Source organism: Thermodesulfatator atlanticus DSM 21156 (assembly GCF_000421585.1).
GTDB lineage: Bacteria > Desulfobacterota > Thermodesulfobacteria > Thermodesulfobacteriales > Thermodesulfatatoraceae > Thermodesulfatator > Thermodesulfatator atlanticus.
The window spans coordinates 1-17,677 of the sequence record NZ_ATXH01000020.1 but is presented as its reverse complement, the minus strand read 5'-3'; the positions used below and the strand labels follow the sequence as shown (position 1 = coordinate 17,677).

Annotated in this window: 15 protein-coding genes, 1 tRNA gene and 1 pseudogene; 12 read left to right on the top strand and 5 right to left on the bottom strand. The window is 45.4% G+C overall.

All coding sequences use genetic code 11. The features are described from left to right. Positions 1 to 83: 83 nt before the first annotated feature. From rpsU to H528_RS13235, 7 genes are all read left to right on the top strand, one after another. The gene (rpsU, locus tag H528_RS0108490; protein WP_022853893.1) at positions 84 to 287 is read left to right on the top strand and encodes a 30S ribosomal protein S21; all 204 of its coding nucleotides are present in this window, start codon (positions 84 to 86) and stop codon (positions 285 to 287) included. Positions 288 to 342: 55 nt separating this feature from the next. After that, entirely contained in the window at positions 343 to 2,667 is a 2,325-nt protein-coding gene (locus tag H528_RS0108485) for an endonuclease MutS2 (RefSeq protein ID WP_022853892.1), read from the top strand. Beyond that, entirely contained in the window at positions 2,664 to 4,367 is a 1,704-nt protein-coding gene (gene dnaG / locus H528_RS13245) for a DNA primase (RefSeq protein WP_022853891.1), read from the top strand. The genes H528_RS0108485 and dnaG overlap by 4 nt, the downstream gene beginning before the upstream one ends. A gap of 21 nt (positions 4,368 to 4,388) precedes the next feature. Then, positions 4,389 to 6,065: an RNA polymerase sigma factor RpoD gene (gene rpoD, locus H528_RS0108475; protein ID WP_022853890.1), complete on the top strand. Its 1,677-nt coding sequence runs from the start codon at positions 4,389 to 4,391 to the stop codon at positions 6,063 to 6,065. A gap of 182 nt (positions 6,066 to 6,247) precedes the next feature. After that, a tRNA-Ile gene (locus H528_RS0108470) sits at positions 6,248 to 6,324 on the top strand. A 47-nt stretch (positions 6,325 to 6,371) separates the two neighbouring features. Then, positions 6,372 to 7,490 carry a Nif3-like dinuclear metal center hexameric protein gene (locus tag H528_RS13240; protein WP_022853889.1) on the top strand — a complete coding sequence of 373 codons (1,119 nt, stop codon included), beginning with the start codon at positions 6,372 to 6,374 and terminating at the stop codon, positions 7,488 to 7,490. 17 nt (positions 7,491 to 7,507) lie between these two features. Then, complete coding sequence (locus H528_RS13235) at positions 7,508 to 8,329, top strand: zinc ribbon domain-containing protein (protein WP_022853888.1); 822 nt, start codon at positions 7,508 to 7,510, stop codon at positions 8,327 to 8,329. 20 nt (positions 8,330 to 8,349) lie between these two features. Here the strand turns inward: H528_RS13235 and bioB are convergent, their stop codons facing one another. Then, positions 8,350 to 9,282: a biotin synthase BioB gene (gene bioB, locus H528_RS0108455; RefSeq protein WP_022853887.1), complete on the bottom strand. Its 933-nt coding sequence runs from the start codon at positions 9,280 to 9,282 to the stop codon at positions 8,350 to 8,352. Between the two features lie 213 nt (positions 9,283 to 9,495). On the opposite strand from bioB, the gene H528_RS0108450 reads away from it, so the two are divergent. The 5 genes from H528_RS0108450 (at position 9,496) to H528_RS0108430 (ending at position 14,724) form a co-directional block, all read left to right on the top strand. After that, complete coding sequence (locus tag H528_RS0108450) at positions 9,496 to 10,767, top strand: glycosyltransferase family 4 protein (RefSeq protein ID WP_022853886.1); 1,272 nt, start codon at positions 9,496 to 9,498, stop codon at positions 10,765 to 10,767. 9 nt (positions 10,768 to 10,776) lie between these two features. Next, positions 10,777 to 11,613: a polysaccharide deacetylase family protein gene (locus H528_RS0108445; protein WP_022853885.1), complete on the top strand. Its 837-nt coding sequence runs from the start codon at positions 10,777 to 10,779 to the stop codon at positions 11,611 to 11,613. Between the two features lie 139 nt (positions 11,614 to 11,752). After that, a complete protein-coding gene (locus H528_RS0108440) occupies positions 11,753 to 12,685 on the top strand; it encodes a lysylphosphatidylglycerol synthase transmembrane domain-containing protein (RefSeq protein WP_218969829.1) in 933 nt (310 codons plus the stop codon). 169 nt (positions 12,686 to 12,854) lie between these two features. Then, positions 12,855 to 14,006, top strand: coding sequence for a 3-deoxy-7-phosphoheptulonate synthase (locus H528_RS0108435; RefSeq protein ID WP_022853883.1), 1,152 nt, complete (start codon positions 12,855 to 12,857; stop codon positions 14,004 to 14,006). A gap of 10 nt (positions 14,007 to 14,016) precedes the next feature. Next, the gene (locus H528_RS0108430; RefSeq protein WP_022853882.1) at positions 14,017 to 14,724 is read left to right on the top strand and encodes a type 1 glutamine amidotransferase; all 708 of its coding nucleotides are present in this window, start codon (positions 14,017 to 14,019) and stop codon (positions 14,722 to 14,724) included. On the opposite strand, the gene rsmA is transcribed toward H528_RS0108430, so the two are convergent. The 4 genes and pseudogenes from rsmA to H528_RS0108410 form a co-directional block, all read right to left on the bottom strand. Then, entirely contained in the window at positions 14,711 to 15,571 is an 861-nt protein-coding gene (gene rsmA, locus H528_RS0108425) for a 16S rRNA (adenine(1518)-N(6)/adenine(1519)-N(6))-dimethyltransferase RsmA (protein WP_022853881.1), read from the bottom strand. The genes H528_RS0108430 and rsmA overlap by 14 nt on opposite strands. Then, positions 15,540 to 16,553 carry a tRNA (adenosine(37)-N6)-threonylcarbamoyltransferase complex transferase subunit TsaD gene (gene tsaD / locus H528_RS13230; RefSeq protein WP_022853880.1) on the bottom strand — a complete coding sequence of 338 codons (1,014 nt, stop codon included), beginning with the start codon at positions 16,551 to 16,553 and terminating at the stop codon, positions 15,540 to 15,542. Before tsaD ends, rsmA begins: the two co-directional genes overlap by 32 nt. 31 nt (positions 16,554 to 16,584) lie before the next feature. Next, positions 16,585 to 17,367, bottom strand: coding sequence for a prenyltransferase/squalene oxidase repeat-containing protein (locus tag H528_RS0108415; protein WP_022853879.1), 783 nt, complete (start codon positions 17,365 to 17,367; stop codon positions 16,585 to 16,587). A 12-nt stretch (positions 17,368 to 17,379) separates the two neighbouring features. Then, positions 17,380 to 17,677: pseudogene (locus H528_RS0108410) on the bottom strand (hypothetical protein); the annotation flags it as partial.

The window sequence follows — 17,677 nt, the reverse complement described above, 5'->3', positions numbered from 1 at the left end:
TTTGCCCACATTTCTTTGTTGACAGGAAATTTTCGGATGTTATTATGCTTTTTTGACATCATATATGGAGGGAGGGAATTTTTTTGGCCGGAGTAATCGTTAGAGAAGACGAACCATTCGAACAGGCGCTAAAGCGGTTTAAGAAGGCGTGTGAGAAGGCAGGAATCCTTTCCGAAATCAAAAAACGCGAGTACTACGAAAAGCCCAGTGTCCGTCGCAAGAAAAAACTCATGGCTGCGCGTAAAAGGCTGCTAAAGCGCCTAAAACGCATGAAACAGCGTGACTAACCCGTTAACCCGGCTCTGTCTAGGAGCCGGGTTTTCTTTGTTCTAACCCTTAAGCATGAGATTACAAAGTCTCGAAAAACTTGAGTTCCGCAAAATTAAAGAATACCTTGCCAAAGAAGCTCGTACAGAGCTTGGCAGGTTGAAAATCAAAGAATTAACTCCTCATACCGACATTTCTTTCCTAGAAAAAGAATCCCAAAAACTAAAAGCCTTCGTAGAACTTTTCACCGAAGAGGGAAGGCCTCCTATTCCTTCCCTTTCTTTGCTGGGGCCTCTGGTGCGTCGCGCGGAAAAGGGCGGGCTCCTTACTATTTCTCAGGCCCAGCTTGTAAGGCGTTATCTTTACACGGCCAAAGATCTTTCGTCTTATTTATCCCAGAAAAAGCTCTCTCCTTTGGAAGACCTGCGCGCAAGGCTTCCTAGAATCACTCACCTTAGGCGTTTTCTCGACACCTTTTTTGACGAAAAAGGCTTAAGGCCTGACGCAAGCCCTAGGCTTTTTTCCCTTAAAAAGGCTCAAGTCAAAGCCGAGGAAAGGCTCCGCAAGCGCCTTGATGAGCTTCTCAAAAAATTTGCCAAGGCGGGCTTCTTACAAGAGGAACTTGTTACTCAGCGCAGAGGGCGTTTTTGTTTTCCGGTAAAGGCAGAAGCCAAGGCCAAAGTGCCGGGAATCCTTCACGATGTTTCCGCAAGTGGGGCTACGGTTTTTATTGAGCCCCTTGAAATTGTCCAAATCACCAACGAAATAGAAGCCCTTAAACGTGAAGAAGAGCGCGAAATAGAACGCATCTTGCGCGAAGTCTCAGAAGAAATCGCCCAAAATACCGCGGAGCTTATACAGCTTGAAGAAACACTTGCCGAGATAGACATCCTTTCTGCCAAGGCCCTTTTTGCAGAACGCATAAAAGGCCACTTGCCTGCTTTTAAAGAAGACGGAGCCCTTGTCTTGCGCGAGGCTGCACATCCCCTTCTTTTGCTTGCTGGAAGGGAAGTCGTGCGCAATGACTTTGTCTTCCCTTCGGAAAAACCCGTGGTGGTTATCAGCGGGCCCAACATGGGGGGTAAAACCGTTGCCCTTAAAACCGTAGGGCTTTTGGTGGTGATGGCGCAAAGTCTCATTCCCATCCCTGCTTCCTCTGCCAGCGAAATCCCGATTTTCGAAGGCCTTTTTGTAGATATAGGCGATGAGCAGGACCTTGCTGCTAACGAAAGTTCTTTTTCAGCACACGTAAAAAACCTAAAAGAAGCCCTTTCAGAGGCTGGCCCACGCAGGCTTTTTCTACTTGATGAAATAGGTCGGGGCACTGCTCCAGAAGAAGGTGCAGCCCTTGCTATGGCGGTGCTTGAAGAGCTTTACAGACGCGGGGCAAGGGTCATCGCCACCACCCATTACGAGGCCTTAAAGGCCTTTTCCTTTGCCAAAGACTGGATTTTACCCCTTGCCGTTAGCTTTGACGAAAAAACCGGAAAGCCTACTTATCGTTTCCTCTACGGGGTGGCAGGGCTCTCTCAAGGGCTTACCTTGGCAAAGAGACTTGGTTTGCCTGAAGACCTGATAAACCGGGCACATTCTTATTTGAGCCGGGAAGACCGAACTTTTAAAGAAGTACTTGAAAACCTGCGCTTAAAGCTTGAGGAACTTTCCCGAGAGAAAAAGGCCCTTGAGAAGGAAAAAGCAGCACTTCAAAGGGAAAAAGAAAGGCTTGTCTCCTTAGAGAAAGAACTAAAAGAAAAGTTTGCTGCCAAAGAAGCTGCTTTAACCAAAGAATTTGAGGAAAAAATTATAAAGCTAACCGAAGACTTCAAGCGTTTTCTTGCAGAGCTTAAATCCCGCAAAGTAAAAGAGAAAAAGGCAAGCGAAGAATTTTCATCCTTCATCAGAGAAAAGACCCGAGAAATTATCCCAGATGACACTGAAAAAGAAGCTCCTCTTACACCAGGGGCAAGGGTTAAGCTTAAGAGGGTAGGGCAGGAAGGACGCCTTTTGCGGGTCAAAGACAACGTTTGTGAGGTACAGGTAGGGCCTTTTAGGGTGGAAGTTCATCCAAAAGAGCTTATAGTTCTAACTGATGAGAAACAGCCCAAGCGCAGCACGTATAAGGTCGCTGCGGAAACAGAAGCCCAGGACGCCATTAACCTCATTGGTCTCACTGTTGATGAAGCTCTTCCCCTTCTCGAAAAAGCCCTTGATACTGCCTTTTTACAGGGAAAGACCCGTCTGACAATAATCCATGGCCTTGGCACCGGACGTCTTATGCGGGCGGTGCGCTCTTTTTTAAAAGGCCACGCCCAGGTGGCCAGCATGAGGCCAGGGGAGAGTTTTGAGGGGGGCGAGGCGGTTACCATCGTAGAATTAGCTACCAAAGAGGAGGCCGTGTGAGCCTTAAAGAGGCTGCTCGGCAAATAAAAGAAGTAGCCAATATTGTCGAAGTCATCGGGGAACACGTGTCCCTTAAGCGCAGCGGCCGCAATTACCTGGGGCTTTGTCCTTTCCATGCGGATAAAAAACCGTCTTTCACCGTAAATGAGGAGCGCCAAATCTTTCACTGTTTTGGTTGTGGCGTAGGCGGAGATGTCATCGCTTTTTACATGAAGTTTCACAACCTTGATTTCGTAAGTGCTGTCAAAGAGCTAGCCGCACGTTTTAATATCCCCATTTCTTTTGAATCAAAAGAGAATGAAGGCAAGCGGGCCAAGCTTTTTGAAATAAATGAAAAAGCCAGGCGCTTTTTTGAAAACATGCTCTGGGCCTCCCGGGCAGGGGAGCGGGTGCGAAACTACCTTAAAGAAAGAGGGCTTTCTCAGAAAGTTGCCAAAGCCTTTGGTTTGGGCTATGCCCCGGCTTCCTACGATAGTCTTGCCTCACATCTAAAAATGGCGGGAGTTGATCTTTCTTTGGCAGAAACTGCCGGGCTTTTGGCTAAACGCGCTGACGGAAGCTACTATGACCGCTTTCGGGACCGACTCATCTTTCCCATCTTTGACCAATCTGGCAGGGTAGCAGGATTTGGTGGCCGAATCTTAGATACCGGCGAGCCTAAGTACTTAAACACCCCTGAGACCCCCATTTATCACAAGGGATCAATTCTTTATGGTTTTTATCAGACGCGTGCTCACATTCGCGAAGCAAAGATGGGTTTTGTGGTGGAGGGCTATTTTGATTTACTCTCTCTTTATGAGGCTGGCGTGCGCGAGGCAGTTGCTACCCTTGGGACCGCGCTTACCCCTCATCATGCAAGACTTTTGCGTTCCCTTGCCAAAGACTGGTATCTAGTTTTTGACGCAGATGAAGCAGGAATTAAGGCTGCGCTGCGGGCGGCTCCTATCTTTTTGAATGAAGGCTTGTTCCCCAAGGTGATTGTGCTTCCTTCTGGAGAGGACCCGGATTCTTTTGTGCTTCGTTATGGAGAAGTGGCTTTTCGTGCCCTTACCGAAAAAGCCAAAGAGATTTTCGATTTCATGGTGGAGGTCCTTTCCCCGCGTTTTCCCAAGACTCCTCAGGGTAGGCTTTCCCTTTTCAAAGAGATTAAGCCGGCACTTGAGGCTATTTCTGATCCAGTGCTTTATGAGCTCTGTCTTGCCAAGGTGGCAGAACGCATTGGGGTTTCTGAAACGTCCTTGCGCAGTTCTTTATCTACCAAAGCGATTTGTCCTCATGTGAAAAATTCTCTTGGAAAGAAATATTCTGAGCGGGTAGTCATCGAATTTCTGGTCCATTTTCCCAAATACGTGGGAGAGCTAATGTCAGAAGGTATTTCAGAAGCGATTCAGGACGAACGATATAGGCGTTTGCTAGAGATTCTTGCTGAAATCGAAGACAAGACTTACGTGGACATCACCCTTGATGACCTTGAGCTTCAGGGGCTTTTAAGCGAGATTCTTCTTTCACCACCTCCTTTTGAGGACATTCCTCCAGAGCGTGTAGTTTGTGAGATCAAGGCCTGGCTTGCACGCAGGAAAAATAAAAAAAGGCTTTCTGAGATAAAAAAGGCCATCAAAGAGGCGGAGGCCGCGGGGCAGGAAGAAGAGGCCCTTCGTCTCTTAAGGGAGTACCAGGAGCTATGTCGTGTTTGTCATTAAAAATCAAAAGGGAGGGGGTTTATGGCAGACCTCACCAGAAACTTGGTGGATTTAAACGGGTTAGGAGGGGGGCAAACCAAAAAAGAGGCCATCATGAAGCCTCTGACTCAGCTGGAAGAAGTTGCTGATTTACTGGAAAGCCTTGAAATAAGCAAGGTGGAAGAAGAACCTGTTGAAGAGATCACTGAAGAAGTGATCAAAGACGTGTCACGTTCTGATCCCGTAAAACTCTATCTCAGAGAAATGGGCCGAGCTCGTCTTCTCTCCAGAGAGGAAGAAGTGCAGGTGGCCATGATAATTGAACAAGGGGAGCAGGATGCGTTAAAAGCTGCCATTAAAGCGAGGGGGGTGGTGCAGGAGATTTTTAACATTTGTGAGGAGTTTTTTGCAGGAAAACTTAAGGCGCGAGAAATAGTTCGAGATCTTGATGATTGTTTTACAGATAACGAAGCTGATGTTGAGCAAAGAAGCCAGGGGCTTCGTGGTTTGCTCCTTGAAGTCAGATGTGTAGCTCGGGACCTCCTTAGCCTGGAAGAAGCTCTTACTACTACTGAAAGCAAACAGGCAAGGGTCAGAATGCGTCAGCGGGCGCGTAAGCTCAGGGAAGAAATAATTGCGCGTCTTTGCCAGGTGCGACTTGACAAACGCTGTATCGAAAGAATTACCGCGCCAATTCTTAAAAGTTACGAAAAGATCAGAAAGGCCCAGAAAGAACTCAAGGCCTGTGAGAAGGACTCAGGGCATTCGCTTGCGCGTCTGGTGGCTTATTTCCAACGCACTAATGGTAATTTTTCTGAGATAGAAAATGCCGCAGCCAAGCTAGGCCTTGACATGGACCGGTTTCTCAATTTGCGTGCGCGTTATCTTCTTGCCAAAAAAGCTATGAAAGAAGCCGAAGAAGAGGCAGGGCTCCCAATCAAGACTCTTGAGAAAGTGGCTGCTGATGTTGAGAAGTCTTTGAAAAAGGCAAGAGAGGCCAAAGACGAACTGGTAAAGGCCAATCTTCGTCTGGTAGTTTCCATTGCCAAAAAATATACCGGCCGAGGCCTTCAATTTCTTGACCTTATCCAAGAGGGCAATATCGGGCTGATGAAAGCGGTTGAAAAATTCGACTATCGCAGGGGGTATAAGTTCAGCACCTATGCCACCTGGTGGATAAGACAGGCTATTACCAGGGCCATTGCTGATCAGGCTCGTACTATAAGAATTCCGGTGCACATGATTGAAACCATTAACAAGCTTGTGCGGGTATCGCTTCAGATTTATCAGGAAACCGGCCAGGAACCAACCCCCGAAGAGATAGCCGAGCGCATGGAACTTCCTGTAGAAAAAGTTCGCAAAATCCTGAAGATTGCCAAAGAGCCCATTTCACTTGAAACGCCTATTGGAGAGGACGAGGATTCCCATTTAGGTGATTTTATCGAAGACCAGCGCGTGCCTGCCCCTGATCAGGTCGCCATTTCTTTAAGCCTTATTGAGCAAACAAGGCGTGTGCTCTCCACCCTTACGCCCAGGGAAGAGAAAGTCCTTCGTATGCGGTTTGGTATTGGCGAACGTGGGGAACACACCCTAGAGGAAGTTGGTAGAGAATTTAGGGTAACGCGTGAAAGGATTCGCCAGATAGAGGCTAAGGCTTTGCGTAAACTTAGACATCCGAGCAGAAGCCGTAAATTGCGTGCTTTCATTAAAAATCCTTAAATCCTACGGTCTTACATTTTCGTTAGAGTTGTCTTTATTTCATTTAAGCGGGCGGCTTAAGCCGCCCGTTAATATTTTTATGGGTTCGTTCTTAAGTTTCCGATTAAAGTAAGGGTAAATAGATACTCTCAGTTGACAAATAGATGGATAAGGATACATTTTAGGATGAAAATTGGTTTTGTGGGCCCATAGCTCAGCTGGTTAGAGCCACCGGCTCATAACCGGTAGGTCCCTGGTTCGAGTCCAGGTGGGCCCACCAATTTTTAAGGTGCATTACCTAATGCACCTTTTATTTTTGCTCAAAAAATGGCAACTACAGTTGAAGAGATAACCAGAGCTTTTGAAGAATGGACACCAAACACGCTGGCTGAAGATTGGGATAACGTTGGTCTTCAGCTCGGTTCTTTAAAAGCAAAAGTCAAAAAGCTCGGTTTTGCCCTTGATCTTACCCCACAGACCCTCTCTCAGGCGATTTCTTACGGCTTAGATTGCCTTGTTACCCACCATCCTTTCTTGTTTAAAAGTATCAAAAATATTTGCTGGGATAGCTGGCCAGGAAGTGCTATAAAAACACTTTGTGAAAAAAATATTTCCCTTATTTCTCTTCACACTAACCTCGATGCTGCGCAGGAAGGCGTAAGCGACATTTTGGCAAAGCTTCTTCACCTAAAAGTCGAGCGTGCCATACTTCCAAGCAAAGGTGCCGCCAAGTATCTTGTTTCTCTTTATGTCCCCAAGGGTTATGAAGAAAAGATCAGGCAAATTTTACTCGAAGAAAAGACTTCTTTTCGGGGCAAATACTATGCTTGCTCTTTTGCGGTGGAAGGTAAAGGGAGTTTTTTCCCTGAAGAAGATGCTAAACCTTTTGTGGGTGAGAGCGGAAAACTAAACGTAGTCCCTGAAACCAAGCTTGAATTTCTGGTCCCTGGCTATCAACTCCCAAAGATTATTTCGAAAATTAAAGAAATTCATCCCTACGAAGAAGTGCCCTTTGATGTTTTGCCTTTAGAGACCAGAGATGCCAAGGTTGGTCTGGGAAGGGTGGGCCTGCTGCCTCTGGAAATTACTTTGCGAGAGCTTGCCCTTAAAGTTTCAGAGGTTTTGCAATCAAAGGCTGTTTTTATGGTGGGAGATCCCCAAAAACTCGTAAGAAAAGTAGCCCTTTGTGCAGGGGCAGGAGGCGAACTTTTTAAAAGGGCTTATGACCGTGGTGCAGAGGTTTATATTACGGCGGAAGTCAAGTACCATCAGGCGCGCGAGGCAGAAACCTTGGGCCTTAGCCTTATTTCCTGTGGGCATTTTGAGTCTGAAATCTTTATCGTGCCCCAAATGGCAGAGTTTATAAAGTCATGGGCTGCTGCAAGGGATTTAGACCTTGAAGTTTTTGTTTTAAAAGAAAAATCACCCTTTTTACCGGTATTTTAATGAAGAGGAGGTAAATAGTGCGGGAGGAAATTGTAAATCTAATCAAGCTTCAAGAGATTGACCTTAAAATTTTATCACTTGATAAGGCCAAGGAAGAATTTCCAGAGTCTCTTAAGGCCGCAGAAGAAGCTTTAGCTCAAAAGAAAAAAGAACTTCAAGCCCTAGAGAATGAGATTGAAGAGTTGCAATTTCAGCGTCGGAAATTTGAAGAAGAGCTCGAGCAGGAGTATCAGCGTCTTAAAAAAAGTCAGACGAGGCTTATGGAAGTCAAGGCCCAGCGGGAGTATCAGGCCCTTTTAAAAGAGATAGAAGAAATTAAAAAGGCCAACAAAAAGCGAGAAGAAGAACTCATTCACATGATGGAACGCGTTGAAGAACTCTCTAAGAAAAAAGAGGAAGTTAAAAAAGAAATCGGCGATCTTGAGAAAAAAGTCGAAGAGGAAAGGGCGAAATACGACGCCAAGTGTGCTGAACTTGACAAAGAAAGAGACGGCATCTGGAAAGAGCGTGAAAGCATTGCTAACAAGATTCCGACCAATTTGCTTAAGCGCTACGAATTTATCAAATCGCGAAGACACGGGCTCGCAGTAGTGCCTGTTATGAATGCGGTTTGCGATGGCTGTCACATGAACATACCGCCGCAGCTCTACAACGAGCTTCAACGCGATGACAAAATTTACGAATGCCCTATTTGCCAACGTATCATCTTTTTTAAGAAAGAATATGCAGAAGTTCTTCCAGGGGACCCCGAAGTAGAAGAGGCGTCTCAAGAAGAAGAACCTGAAAAGGCCAAAAAAACCAGGAAAAAGAAGAAAGCCAAAAAGGCCAAGGAAGAATAAAAGGCGGCTTAGGCCGCCTTTTATCTTAAATTGCTGCGGTAACCTAAGTCTTCAATCATAATCTTGTCTGTTTCTAGATTCCTCCCGTGGGTAGTCAAATAATTGCCAACCATCAGGGCATTGGCCGGGAAAAGACAGAGGGCTTGAAGATCCCTAAGATTATATTCTCTTCCGCCACACACACGAATTTCCTTGTCAGGCAGAAAAAATCTAAGCACTACGAGGACGGCCAGGGCCTTTTGCGGGGTAAGAAATGATGCCTTTTCAAGAGGAGTGCCACAAATAGGGTGTAAAAAATTAACCGGGATCGAATCTGGAGCAAGTTTTTTCAAAGTTTCGGCAAATTCAATTACCTGGGTGGCTTTTTCTCCTAAGCCAAAGATCCCGCCGCAGCAAAGGGAAAGCCCGATTTCCTTGACCCTGGCTGCGGTGCGAAGTCTTTCCCTCCAATCCTGTTTAGTGCAAATTTCAGGATAAAAACTTTCTGCGGTTTCAAGGTTGTGATGGTAACGGGAAAGTCCGGCTTCTTTTAAGGCTTTAAGCTCATCTATTCCAAGTTGTCCTAAGGATGCACAGAGTTTGAGCTTGGGGAATTTTTCGCGCGCCTTTTCAATCACCGCCAAAATCTTTTTTAAATCTTTGGGAGAGGGTTTTATGCCGCTTGTTACCAGGCTAAAGCGGTCAATCCCTGAGTAAGCGGCGTTTTCTATGGCGCTAAGAAGTTCTTTTTCAGATAGTAAAGGATATTCCGGTGCGCCTGTGCGATAGTCTTTTGCCTGGGCACAAAACTTGCAGTCTGAAGGGCAGCGCCCACTTTTGGCGTTTACAATAGCGCAGGTTTCGACCTGGTTTCCAAAATACTTTTCTTTGAGTTTTTTGGCCTCAAATAAGGCGGAAAATACATCTACTTTGCCTTCAATAAGCTCTATAATGGTCTTTTTTTCTATGAACATGGCCTCATATTATTAGCCGTTTTTTAATTTGTCACTTAAAGGATCCGTTCCCATTTTTTGGCACGAAAAATAGGAACGGATCCCTTGTGGTTGGCTTGCTAGACTGATCTCGGCCTTTTTACAAAGGACCTTGGAAATTTTTTTTCATTTTTTCCCTGGTCAAAAAAATTTCACAAACTTATATTAAATCTGACACAATAAAAGGAGAGAGCCATGCAGCCAAATGTCCAACAAAAACTCAATATATGGCGTTCAAAAACCGGGGCCCTGTTAAAAGGGCTAGTTTTAATGGGGATATTTTTGAAAAATAGGCCTCTTTCCATAAGGCCTAAGCAACGCTTACGTAAACGAAAACCAGGAGATAAGTTGCGCATAGCTATTGTTACCGAATACTACTACCCAAACCTGGGTGGCATAACCGAACACGTCCACCACTTTGCGCAAGAACTATTAGCACAGGGACATGAGGTCAAAATAATAACACCCGAAGCAGGGCCTTTTGGCCGAGATGTTGGCGAAATTGCCAAAAATATCATTAAGATTGGACAGTCAGTGCCCATTTATTCGAATGATTCTTATGCCTGTGTAAGCATCGGGCGGCGTTTGAATGAAGATTTGGAAAAGACTCTTACCACAGGAAACTTTGATATTGTTCATGTTCACTCTCCTTTGACTCCCACTCTTCCTTTGTTGAGTATTCGCTATGCCCCTTGTCCGGTGGTTGGGACTTTTCATACGCATTTTAACGAAAACATTTGGATGTCTCTTTTTTCCTCTAAACTTATGCCATATATGGAGGCCCTTGCTTTGCGCATTGCGGTTTCTCCGGTATGTGTGAGGTCTCTTGAGCGCTATTTCCCTGAGTTTCCCTTTGTAGTTATTCCCAACGGAATTGACGTGGATTGGTATAATCCAAAGCAAGACCCAATTCCTTCTTTTGCTGATGGCTTTTTTAATATTTTGTACGTAGGCCGCTTTGATCCCCGGAATGGTCTTGATATTTTGATTGAAGCTTTCGAGATCCTTGCGGCCAAGTATCCGAGGCTTCGCCTCATTATAATTGGTTATGGGCCCCTTGAGCCTGCCTATCGCAAAATGGTTCCTGAGTGGCTTAAGGAGAGAATTATTTTTGTCGGCCGTGTAGATGAAGAGCGCCCTGCTTATTTTAGGGCAGCGCATGTTTTGTGTTTTCCTGCAAAAAAAGGAAGCTTTGGCATAACCCTTCTTGAAGCTATGGCTTCAGGCGTACCAGTAGTAACCACTGACATAGAAGGTTTTCGTTTTGTGATGGAAAATGGCAAGCACGGCCTTATGGTGCCTGAGGAAGAAGGTGTGTCTGGTTACGTTCGCGCCCTTGAATACCTGATTAAGAACCCTGAGGCCCGAGAGGGGATGGGCCGGGCTGCACGCCTAAGGGCAGAAGAGTTTTCCTGGCCGAGAGTTGCCGCCAAGGTGCTTGATAACTATTACCAAATCCTTGCTTAGGGTTATATTTTGGAACTAGAAAACGTTTACTGGCGTATTTGGTCAGCTATCCCTTCCCGTGAGAAAAAAAAGATCAAATTAGGCGCTTTTCTTGCCGGAGGCCTTTTTTTGGGAATTACTAAAACACCCTGGCGCAAGATCCTAGCTGTTTTGGCGCCAAACACGCTTTTTTTAATAGATACCTTTTGCCCTCAGATAAATCTTTTTGCTAAGCCATTTTGGCGCGGGAAAAGTCAGCGAAGCCTAGCCCTGAGCTTTGACGACGGCCCAGACCCTTTTATCACGCCGCATCTTGTTGAGCTTCTTGAGCGCTACCAAGCACGCGCTACATTTTTTCAATTAGTAGAACAAGCACGCAGATATCCGCAAATTTTAAAGTTCATAAAAGCTTCTGGCCATGAGATTGGTCTTCACGGACTCAACCATCGTAAGGTGCATTTAATGGGCCAGAGACAATTCAGGAAAAATATTGAAAAAGGACGCAAGCAATTAGAAGATCTTCTTGGGGAAATGGTTTTGTGGTACCGTCCCCCCCATGGTTTTTTGCGGTTTGATCAATACTTAATCCTTAAAAAACTCGGTCTAAAAGTCGCTGGTTGGACTATAGGGGTTTGGGATACCGATGAAAACGTAACCGCAAAAGAAATTTTTGAGCGGCTCAGGAAAAGCGTGCGTCCTGGCGATATCGTGCTTCTTCATGACAGCGTGGCAGAAAGACACCGCCCTCAAACGGCAATGCTTAAAGCCCTGGATGTTTTTTTAGCTTCTTTATCAACGCAAGGTATCAAGGCTGTTACGATAAGTGAGCTCTGGGAAGAGACAAAGAGTGGGCAAAAGATTCAATAAAGACCTTTGCAAAATTGTCGGGATCAGAGTTGCAAGCACAATTGCAAGGATCCGTTCCTATTTTTCTTCCCGAAAAATGGGAATGGATCCTCGAACGGGCCTTAAGAAAAGGTATTTTGCAAAGGTCTCCAATAACATTTTGCAATATATTCTTTCATGGGGATTAGCCTTAGGGTGTTTTGCCTATCTTTTCTGGAAGATAGACCTTAAGTCTTTTTGGCAAACCCTAATTCAGGCAAGCCCCCATTGGCTTTTAGGAGTGGCACTTTTAAATATTTTGGTTCTGTTGCTTAAGGCCGAGCGCTGGCGTCTTTTCGTAAGGCCCCTTTCTTCGCTATCTTTTGGGGAGACCCTTTGCCTTACTATTTTGGGTTTTTTTGGCAACAGCATTTTGCCCGCTCGGGCAGGTGACGTAGGAAGAGGGCTTTATCTTGCAAAACGCGGAGTTCCCTGGGCCGCGGGAGTTTCTACCGTGGCAAGCGACAAATTGATAGATGCCATTGGGCTCATGAGTTTTGTTATCCCTCTTATTCCATCTCTTCCCCGATTTTTAAGAGACGGCGCTTTACTACTGCTTTTTGTGGTTTCAGGGATTTTTGTTTTTATTCTTTTTTTCTCAAGGAAGTTCACCCAAAAAGATTTGGCTTATGCTCGCGGGAGGGTTTCGAAGGCCCTAATGGCTTTGAGCCTTGGAACTCACGGCTTCAAAGATAAAATCATCTTTTTTAAAGCCTATTTATTGACTTTGTTTTCTTGGTTCTTACAAATAGAAATGTTGATTCTGACAGCTAAGGCCTTGGGATTGAGTTTGGGTTTTGCTACGGCTCTTTTGACAATCCTTGGCCTTAATGTAGCCCTTGTTTTACCTACTCCTCCTGCAGGGATTGGTATTGCTCATGCGGCGATCGTAATGGTTCTTACCCATTTTGGTTATGCCAAGCCCCAAGCTTTAAGTATTGCGGTTCTTTATCATGGGATCCAGGTTATGGTCCTTGCGATTTTAGGACCGGTATTTTGGGTTTTAAAATCGCGTCTTCTTGCTGGCTTTGCCTCAGCAAATGCTGCTGAATAAAGAAATCTCTCTGCCGAAGTCCTGAGCGAAGCGAATAAAAAGCGAGCGACTACGTCGCTTGCGATGACGGCTTATATCAGACAAAAAATATTGCCCTTAGCCACTTCTTGACGGAACAACTTTTAGTTGTAGTTTTCAATTATAAATCTAAACTTAGGGAGAGGGGAAAATGATAGTTATTCTTAAGCCAGATATAGACCCATCTGGCCCAGAAGTTCAAAGAATTCTTGAGACTTTGCATTACTATCAAGGCATCACCACCCGGATTTCAGGGATAACAGGCCTTGAGCGTAAAGTTATCGAAATTTACGTAATTGGCGATACCTCCCGGATCCCGGATGAAGAGATAGCTTCTTTGCCCGGGGTTGAAAGGGTTGTTAGGGTATCTAAAAAATATCGTCTTATCGGACGTCATACCGAAGACCAAGAAGGTCTAGGTTTTACTTATAACGGGCTTTATTTCAGTCAAGACACCTTTCATATCTTTGCCGGGCTTTGTGCGGTGGATACCCCTGAGCACGTTGAAATGATGTTTGCTGCTATGCGAGAGGTGGGCTTAGAAACCGCCCGAATGGGAGTCTATAAACCGCGCACCAATCCGTATTCTTTCCAGGGGCACGGGCGAAAGTGTCTTCCTTGGCTTTTAGAGCTTGCTGGCAAATACGGCATTCGTTGTATTGCCATGGAAGTGTGTAAGGAATCACATATCGACGAAATCTTTGAAGAATGGGAAAGAGCTGGGCGCCCCACGGGTATTATGCTTCAGATTGGCACCCGCAACGCGCAGAACTTCGAACTGCTTAAGGCGGTTGGTAGCCAGAATGAATTCCCGGTGCTTTACAAAAGAGGCATGGGCATCACCATTGAAGAAAGCTTAAATGCCTGTGAGTACATTGCCAGCGAAGGAAACCGCAACATTATCTTTTGCCTGCGCGGGGTAAAAACTAACCTTGGTGAGCCCCACCGCAATCTTGTTGATTTTGCCCATGTGCCGGTGATAAAAAGCCAGACCAGGCTTCCCGTTTGTGTTGACCCTACCCATTCAGTAGGGAGACGCCACGCCGGGCCTGACGGGATTCAGGAGATCTTTCATGCTGCAGCCCAGGGGGTAATTGCCGGGGCCAATATGCTTTTGGTGGAGTTTCACCCAAGGCCAGAAAAGGCCCTTTGTGATGGTCCTCAGGCCTTAACCTTAGAAGAATTGCCGCACTTTGTAGAAGATATGAAAATCGTGCGCGAGGCCTATTTGCAGCGTAAAGATTTGGCCAGCCGCTATGCCTTGCAAGCTATGGCACCAAAAGTAACTACCATAAAGTTTTAAAGGAGAGAATATGAAACGTCGCCTTCACTACATTCAGCATGTTCCCTTTGAAACTCCGGGAGTAATCCTTGATTGGGCAAAAAGCAGAAGTTATGAGGTTACCCACACGCGAGTTTTTTTAGATGAGCCGTTTCCTTCTGCCCTTGATTTTGACTTTTTGGTGCTCATGGGTGGCCCTATGAGTGTCCACGATGAGGATCAATTCCCCTGGCTTTCCGAAGAAAAGACCTTTCTTAAAAATATCCTGGGGGAGGATGAAGAAAGAATTAAGATTATGGGGATATGCCTTGGGGCCCAGCTTATTGCCGAAGCCCTAGGCGCAGAAGTTTACCCGAACCGCTACAAAGAAATTGGCTGGTTTCCCATTGAGCTTACCGAGGCAGGGAAGGCCCATCGTCTTTTTAGAGACTGGCCAAGCCCTTTTAACGTTTTTCACTGGCATGGAGAAACCTTTTCCTTGCCGCAAGAAGCCACTCACATTGCCTATTCTGAGGCCTGTGAAAACCAGGCTTTTCTTTACAAAGATCGCATTCTTGCCCTTCAATTTCATCTAGAAGTGACCCCTGATCTGGTAGCCGGTCTTATTGAAAACAGTGCGGATGATATTGTCCCAGGGCCTTATGTGCAGGACCCTGAAGCTATTAAAGGTCAGCCCGAGCTCTATGAACTTTGTCATGAGATGCTTTTCAAGCTGCTTGACCGGTTTATGAGGCTTTAGCCTCTAGAGCACAAGCCAGGGCAAGATATTTTTCAGGGGGGATTTGTTCTGCCCTTAAATCAGGAGAAAGGCCCTGGCTGAGTAGTAATTGCTTAGCCTGGTCTTTAGTTAGCCCAAGGGGTTTTAAATTTGCAGCGATCTTTTTGCGCCTTTTGCTAAAAGCAGCTTTAAGCAAAGCGACAAGGACTTTTTCATTTGGAAGGGCTTTGTTTAAAAAGGTTATTTTTACTACCGTAGAATGGACTTCAGGGGATGGATAAAAACAGCCAGGGGAAAGTTGCATTAGTTTTTCGACCCTGGCAGTTAAAGCAAGGAGCACGCTCAAAGGGCCGTAATTTTTGCTTCCTGGCATAGCAGAAAGCCTTTCAGCTACTTCTTTCTGGAACATAAAAGTGCAAAAGTTTATTATCTTGCGTTGTTCAACAAGACGCCAAAGGAGCCTGCTTGAGAGATAGTACGGAAGGTTTCCAAAAAGGATTAAGGGTTTTGCTATTTCTTCGAAGAGTCTTTGATAATCAAGTTTTAAAATATTTCCTTGGCGAATTTCGACGTTTTCGGGCAAAAAATTTTCTTTCTCAAGGATGTTAATGAGATTTTTATCTATTTCAAAACCAATTACCCGCGAGACCTTTTCTGCCAGTGCGCAAGTAAGGGTACCAAGGCCAACACCAAGCTCGATTACGGTTTCTTGGGGAGAAACCCCTGAGAGCTCGACTATTTTTCGCGCAATGTTTATATCTGCCAAAAAGTTTTGGCCAAGGCTTTTGCGTGCAAAAATACCGTAGCGTTTAAGCAGGGTGCGTGGTGTGGGGATTTTAGCTAAGGCGTTTGAATTGGCTTCTGGCATAGACATCAAGTTCAAGGTCAGCAAACTCGCCTCGTAAGAATTTGTGATAGCCACAAACTCCTATCATGGCAGCGTTATCGGTGCAAAATTCAGGCCGCGGAATAAAAACGCGGAAGTCTCTTTCTTGGGCGAGCTTTTGAAGGGCAGCACGTAGGCGTTTGTTGGCCGCAACACCACCTGCTACCACGAGATTTTGGCAGCCTGTGGCCGAAAGGGCAGAAAGCGCTTTAGTCACCAGGACTTCTACCACGGCTTCTTCAAATGCTGCGCAAAGATCATGGATAGGGATAGGGAGCCCTTTACGCTTTAGGTCATTTACATAGTTTGCTACGGCGGTTTTAAGGCCTGAGAAACTAAAATCAAAGTTATTTTTGTCAAGCATAGGGCGGGGAAGGGGGATCAGTTTAGGGTTCCCCTGTTCTGCCAGGCGGCTAATGATACGCCCTCCCGGGTATCCCAGGCCAAGGAGCTTGGCAACTTTGTCAAAGGCTTCGCCGCAAGCGTCATCTCTCGTCTGCCCGAGCAGGAAATATTCAAGATAGTCTTTTACCAAAAAAAGTGCAGTATGCCCTCCAGAGACCACCAAGGCCACAAAAGGGAAATCAGGGGTTTTTTCTTCTAAAAACACAGCAAGAAAATGCGCGTTTATGTGATCAACAGCAACTAAGGGGATCCCTTGGGCAAAAGAAATGGACTTGGCAAAAGAGACCCCTATGACCAGGGAGCCAATGAGTCCTGGGCCATTGGTTACGGAGATAGCATCTATCTCTTTGAGAGTAACGTTTGCCTTTTTAAGGGCTTCCTGCGCCAGGGGGAGGATTACTTCCATGTGTTTGCGCGAAGCAAGCTCGGGGACAATTCCTCCGTAGCGTCTATGAAGCTCTTCCTGTGAGGCTACAAGGTTTGCAAGAATCTTGCGGCCATCTTCTAAAATGGCTACAGCTGTTTCATCGCAGGAGGTTTCTATGGCCAAAATTTTCATGGTTTTTAATGTAATGGGCCTGAGAAATATTTCAAAAGTTAATTTGAGTTAGAGCAGGCTTTTTAGTAGCCAATATGTAGCAGGAAGAAACTGCATGCCAGGTGGCGTCTAGAAAGGCTGCGGCTCCTGGCCGTCGCGAAAAACCGCCTTCTGGTTTTTGGCAAGCGGCGAGGAAGTTTGTAACGCTATCGGTTTTAAAGGGAAAACGTCCAAAAAGGGAAAAAGTCTCTAAGGCATAGTGAGTAGTGTCTATAAAAGAAGTTGTGCCAGGCTTAAAACCGAATCCTCCATCATAATTTTGGCAAAGTTCTAGCCAGCTTAGCCAACTTGGATCCATTGAGTGGCCTAAAAACTTTTTTAGGGTTGACCAGAAAAATAACTCCTTGATGGCGGGATCAGTAGAAAGAGATGGGCTTTTGTTAAAAGGAAACTCAAGGCCAAAGCTTTTACAGATGAGACTACAATAAAAAAGATTTTCTAGTGAGTGTAAGTGGTATGATTTTTCTTCTAAAAATGAGGAGATTTCATCGACTGAGGGTAAAATATTTGTCCAGGAAAGCATTGTTAAAATTTGATAAGCACTTTTAAAGTTAAGGCTTCTTTCTTGCCATTTATGTTTTACAAATTTTTTGTCTGAAATACTTAAGATTTCATCATCAAGACGTGAAAGAGTTCGTAAGAGAAATAGGCTATGGATAGCATGGAAAGTATCTTCTACCGTAGCAGGGAGGTGTTTGGTGCCCCCGTATCCTCCAGATGCTTTAAGCCTTTCTTTGATAAAAAAGATTACCCTTTTAAAGGTAAGTTTCGTCATAGTTTGACTAAATTAGCAAGTATTTAAAGGGACACAAGAATTTAAAAGAGAAACTTTGCGCCGCCTGCGCTTAAGCCCAAGCTTCTCCCTTAGCGCGGCAAGCGCCTCTTTTACAAACTTCTCCGTGCCTATTACCAAGCCCTCTGAAAAATATATAATCCTCCGCCTAAAAACCTCCGCTTCTTTTAATTCGTGCCTGTCCCCAATTCCTCCCTTCCCATACACAAACTCTCGATACATCCCTAGCCGCTCCCGATAACCCTTGCTCGTAAATTCTGCTACTCCGAGATTCGTCGATAAGAACCCGTCT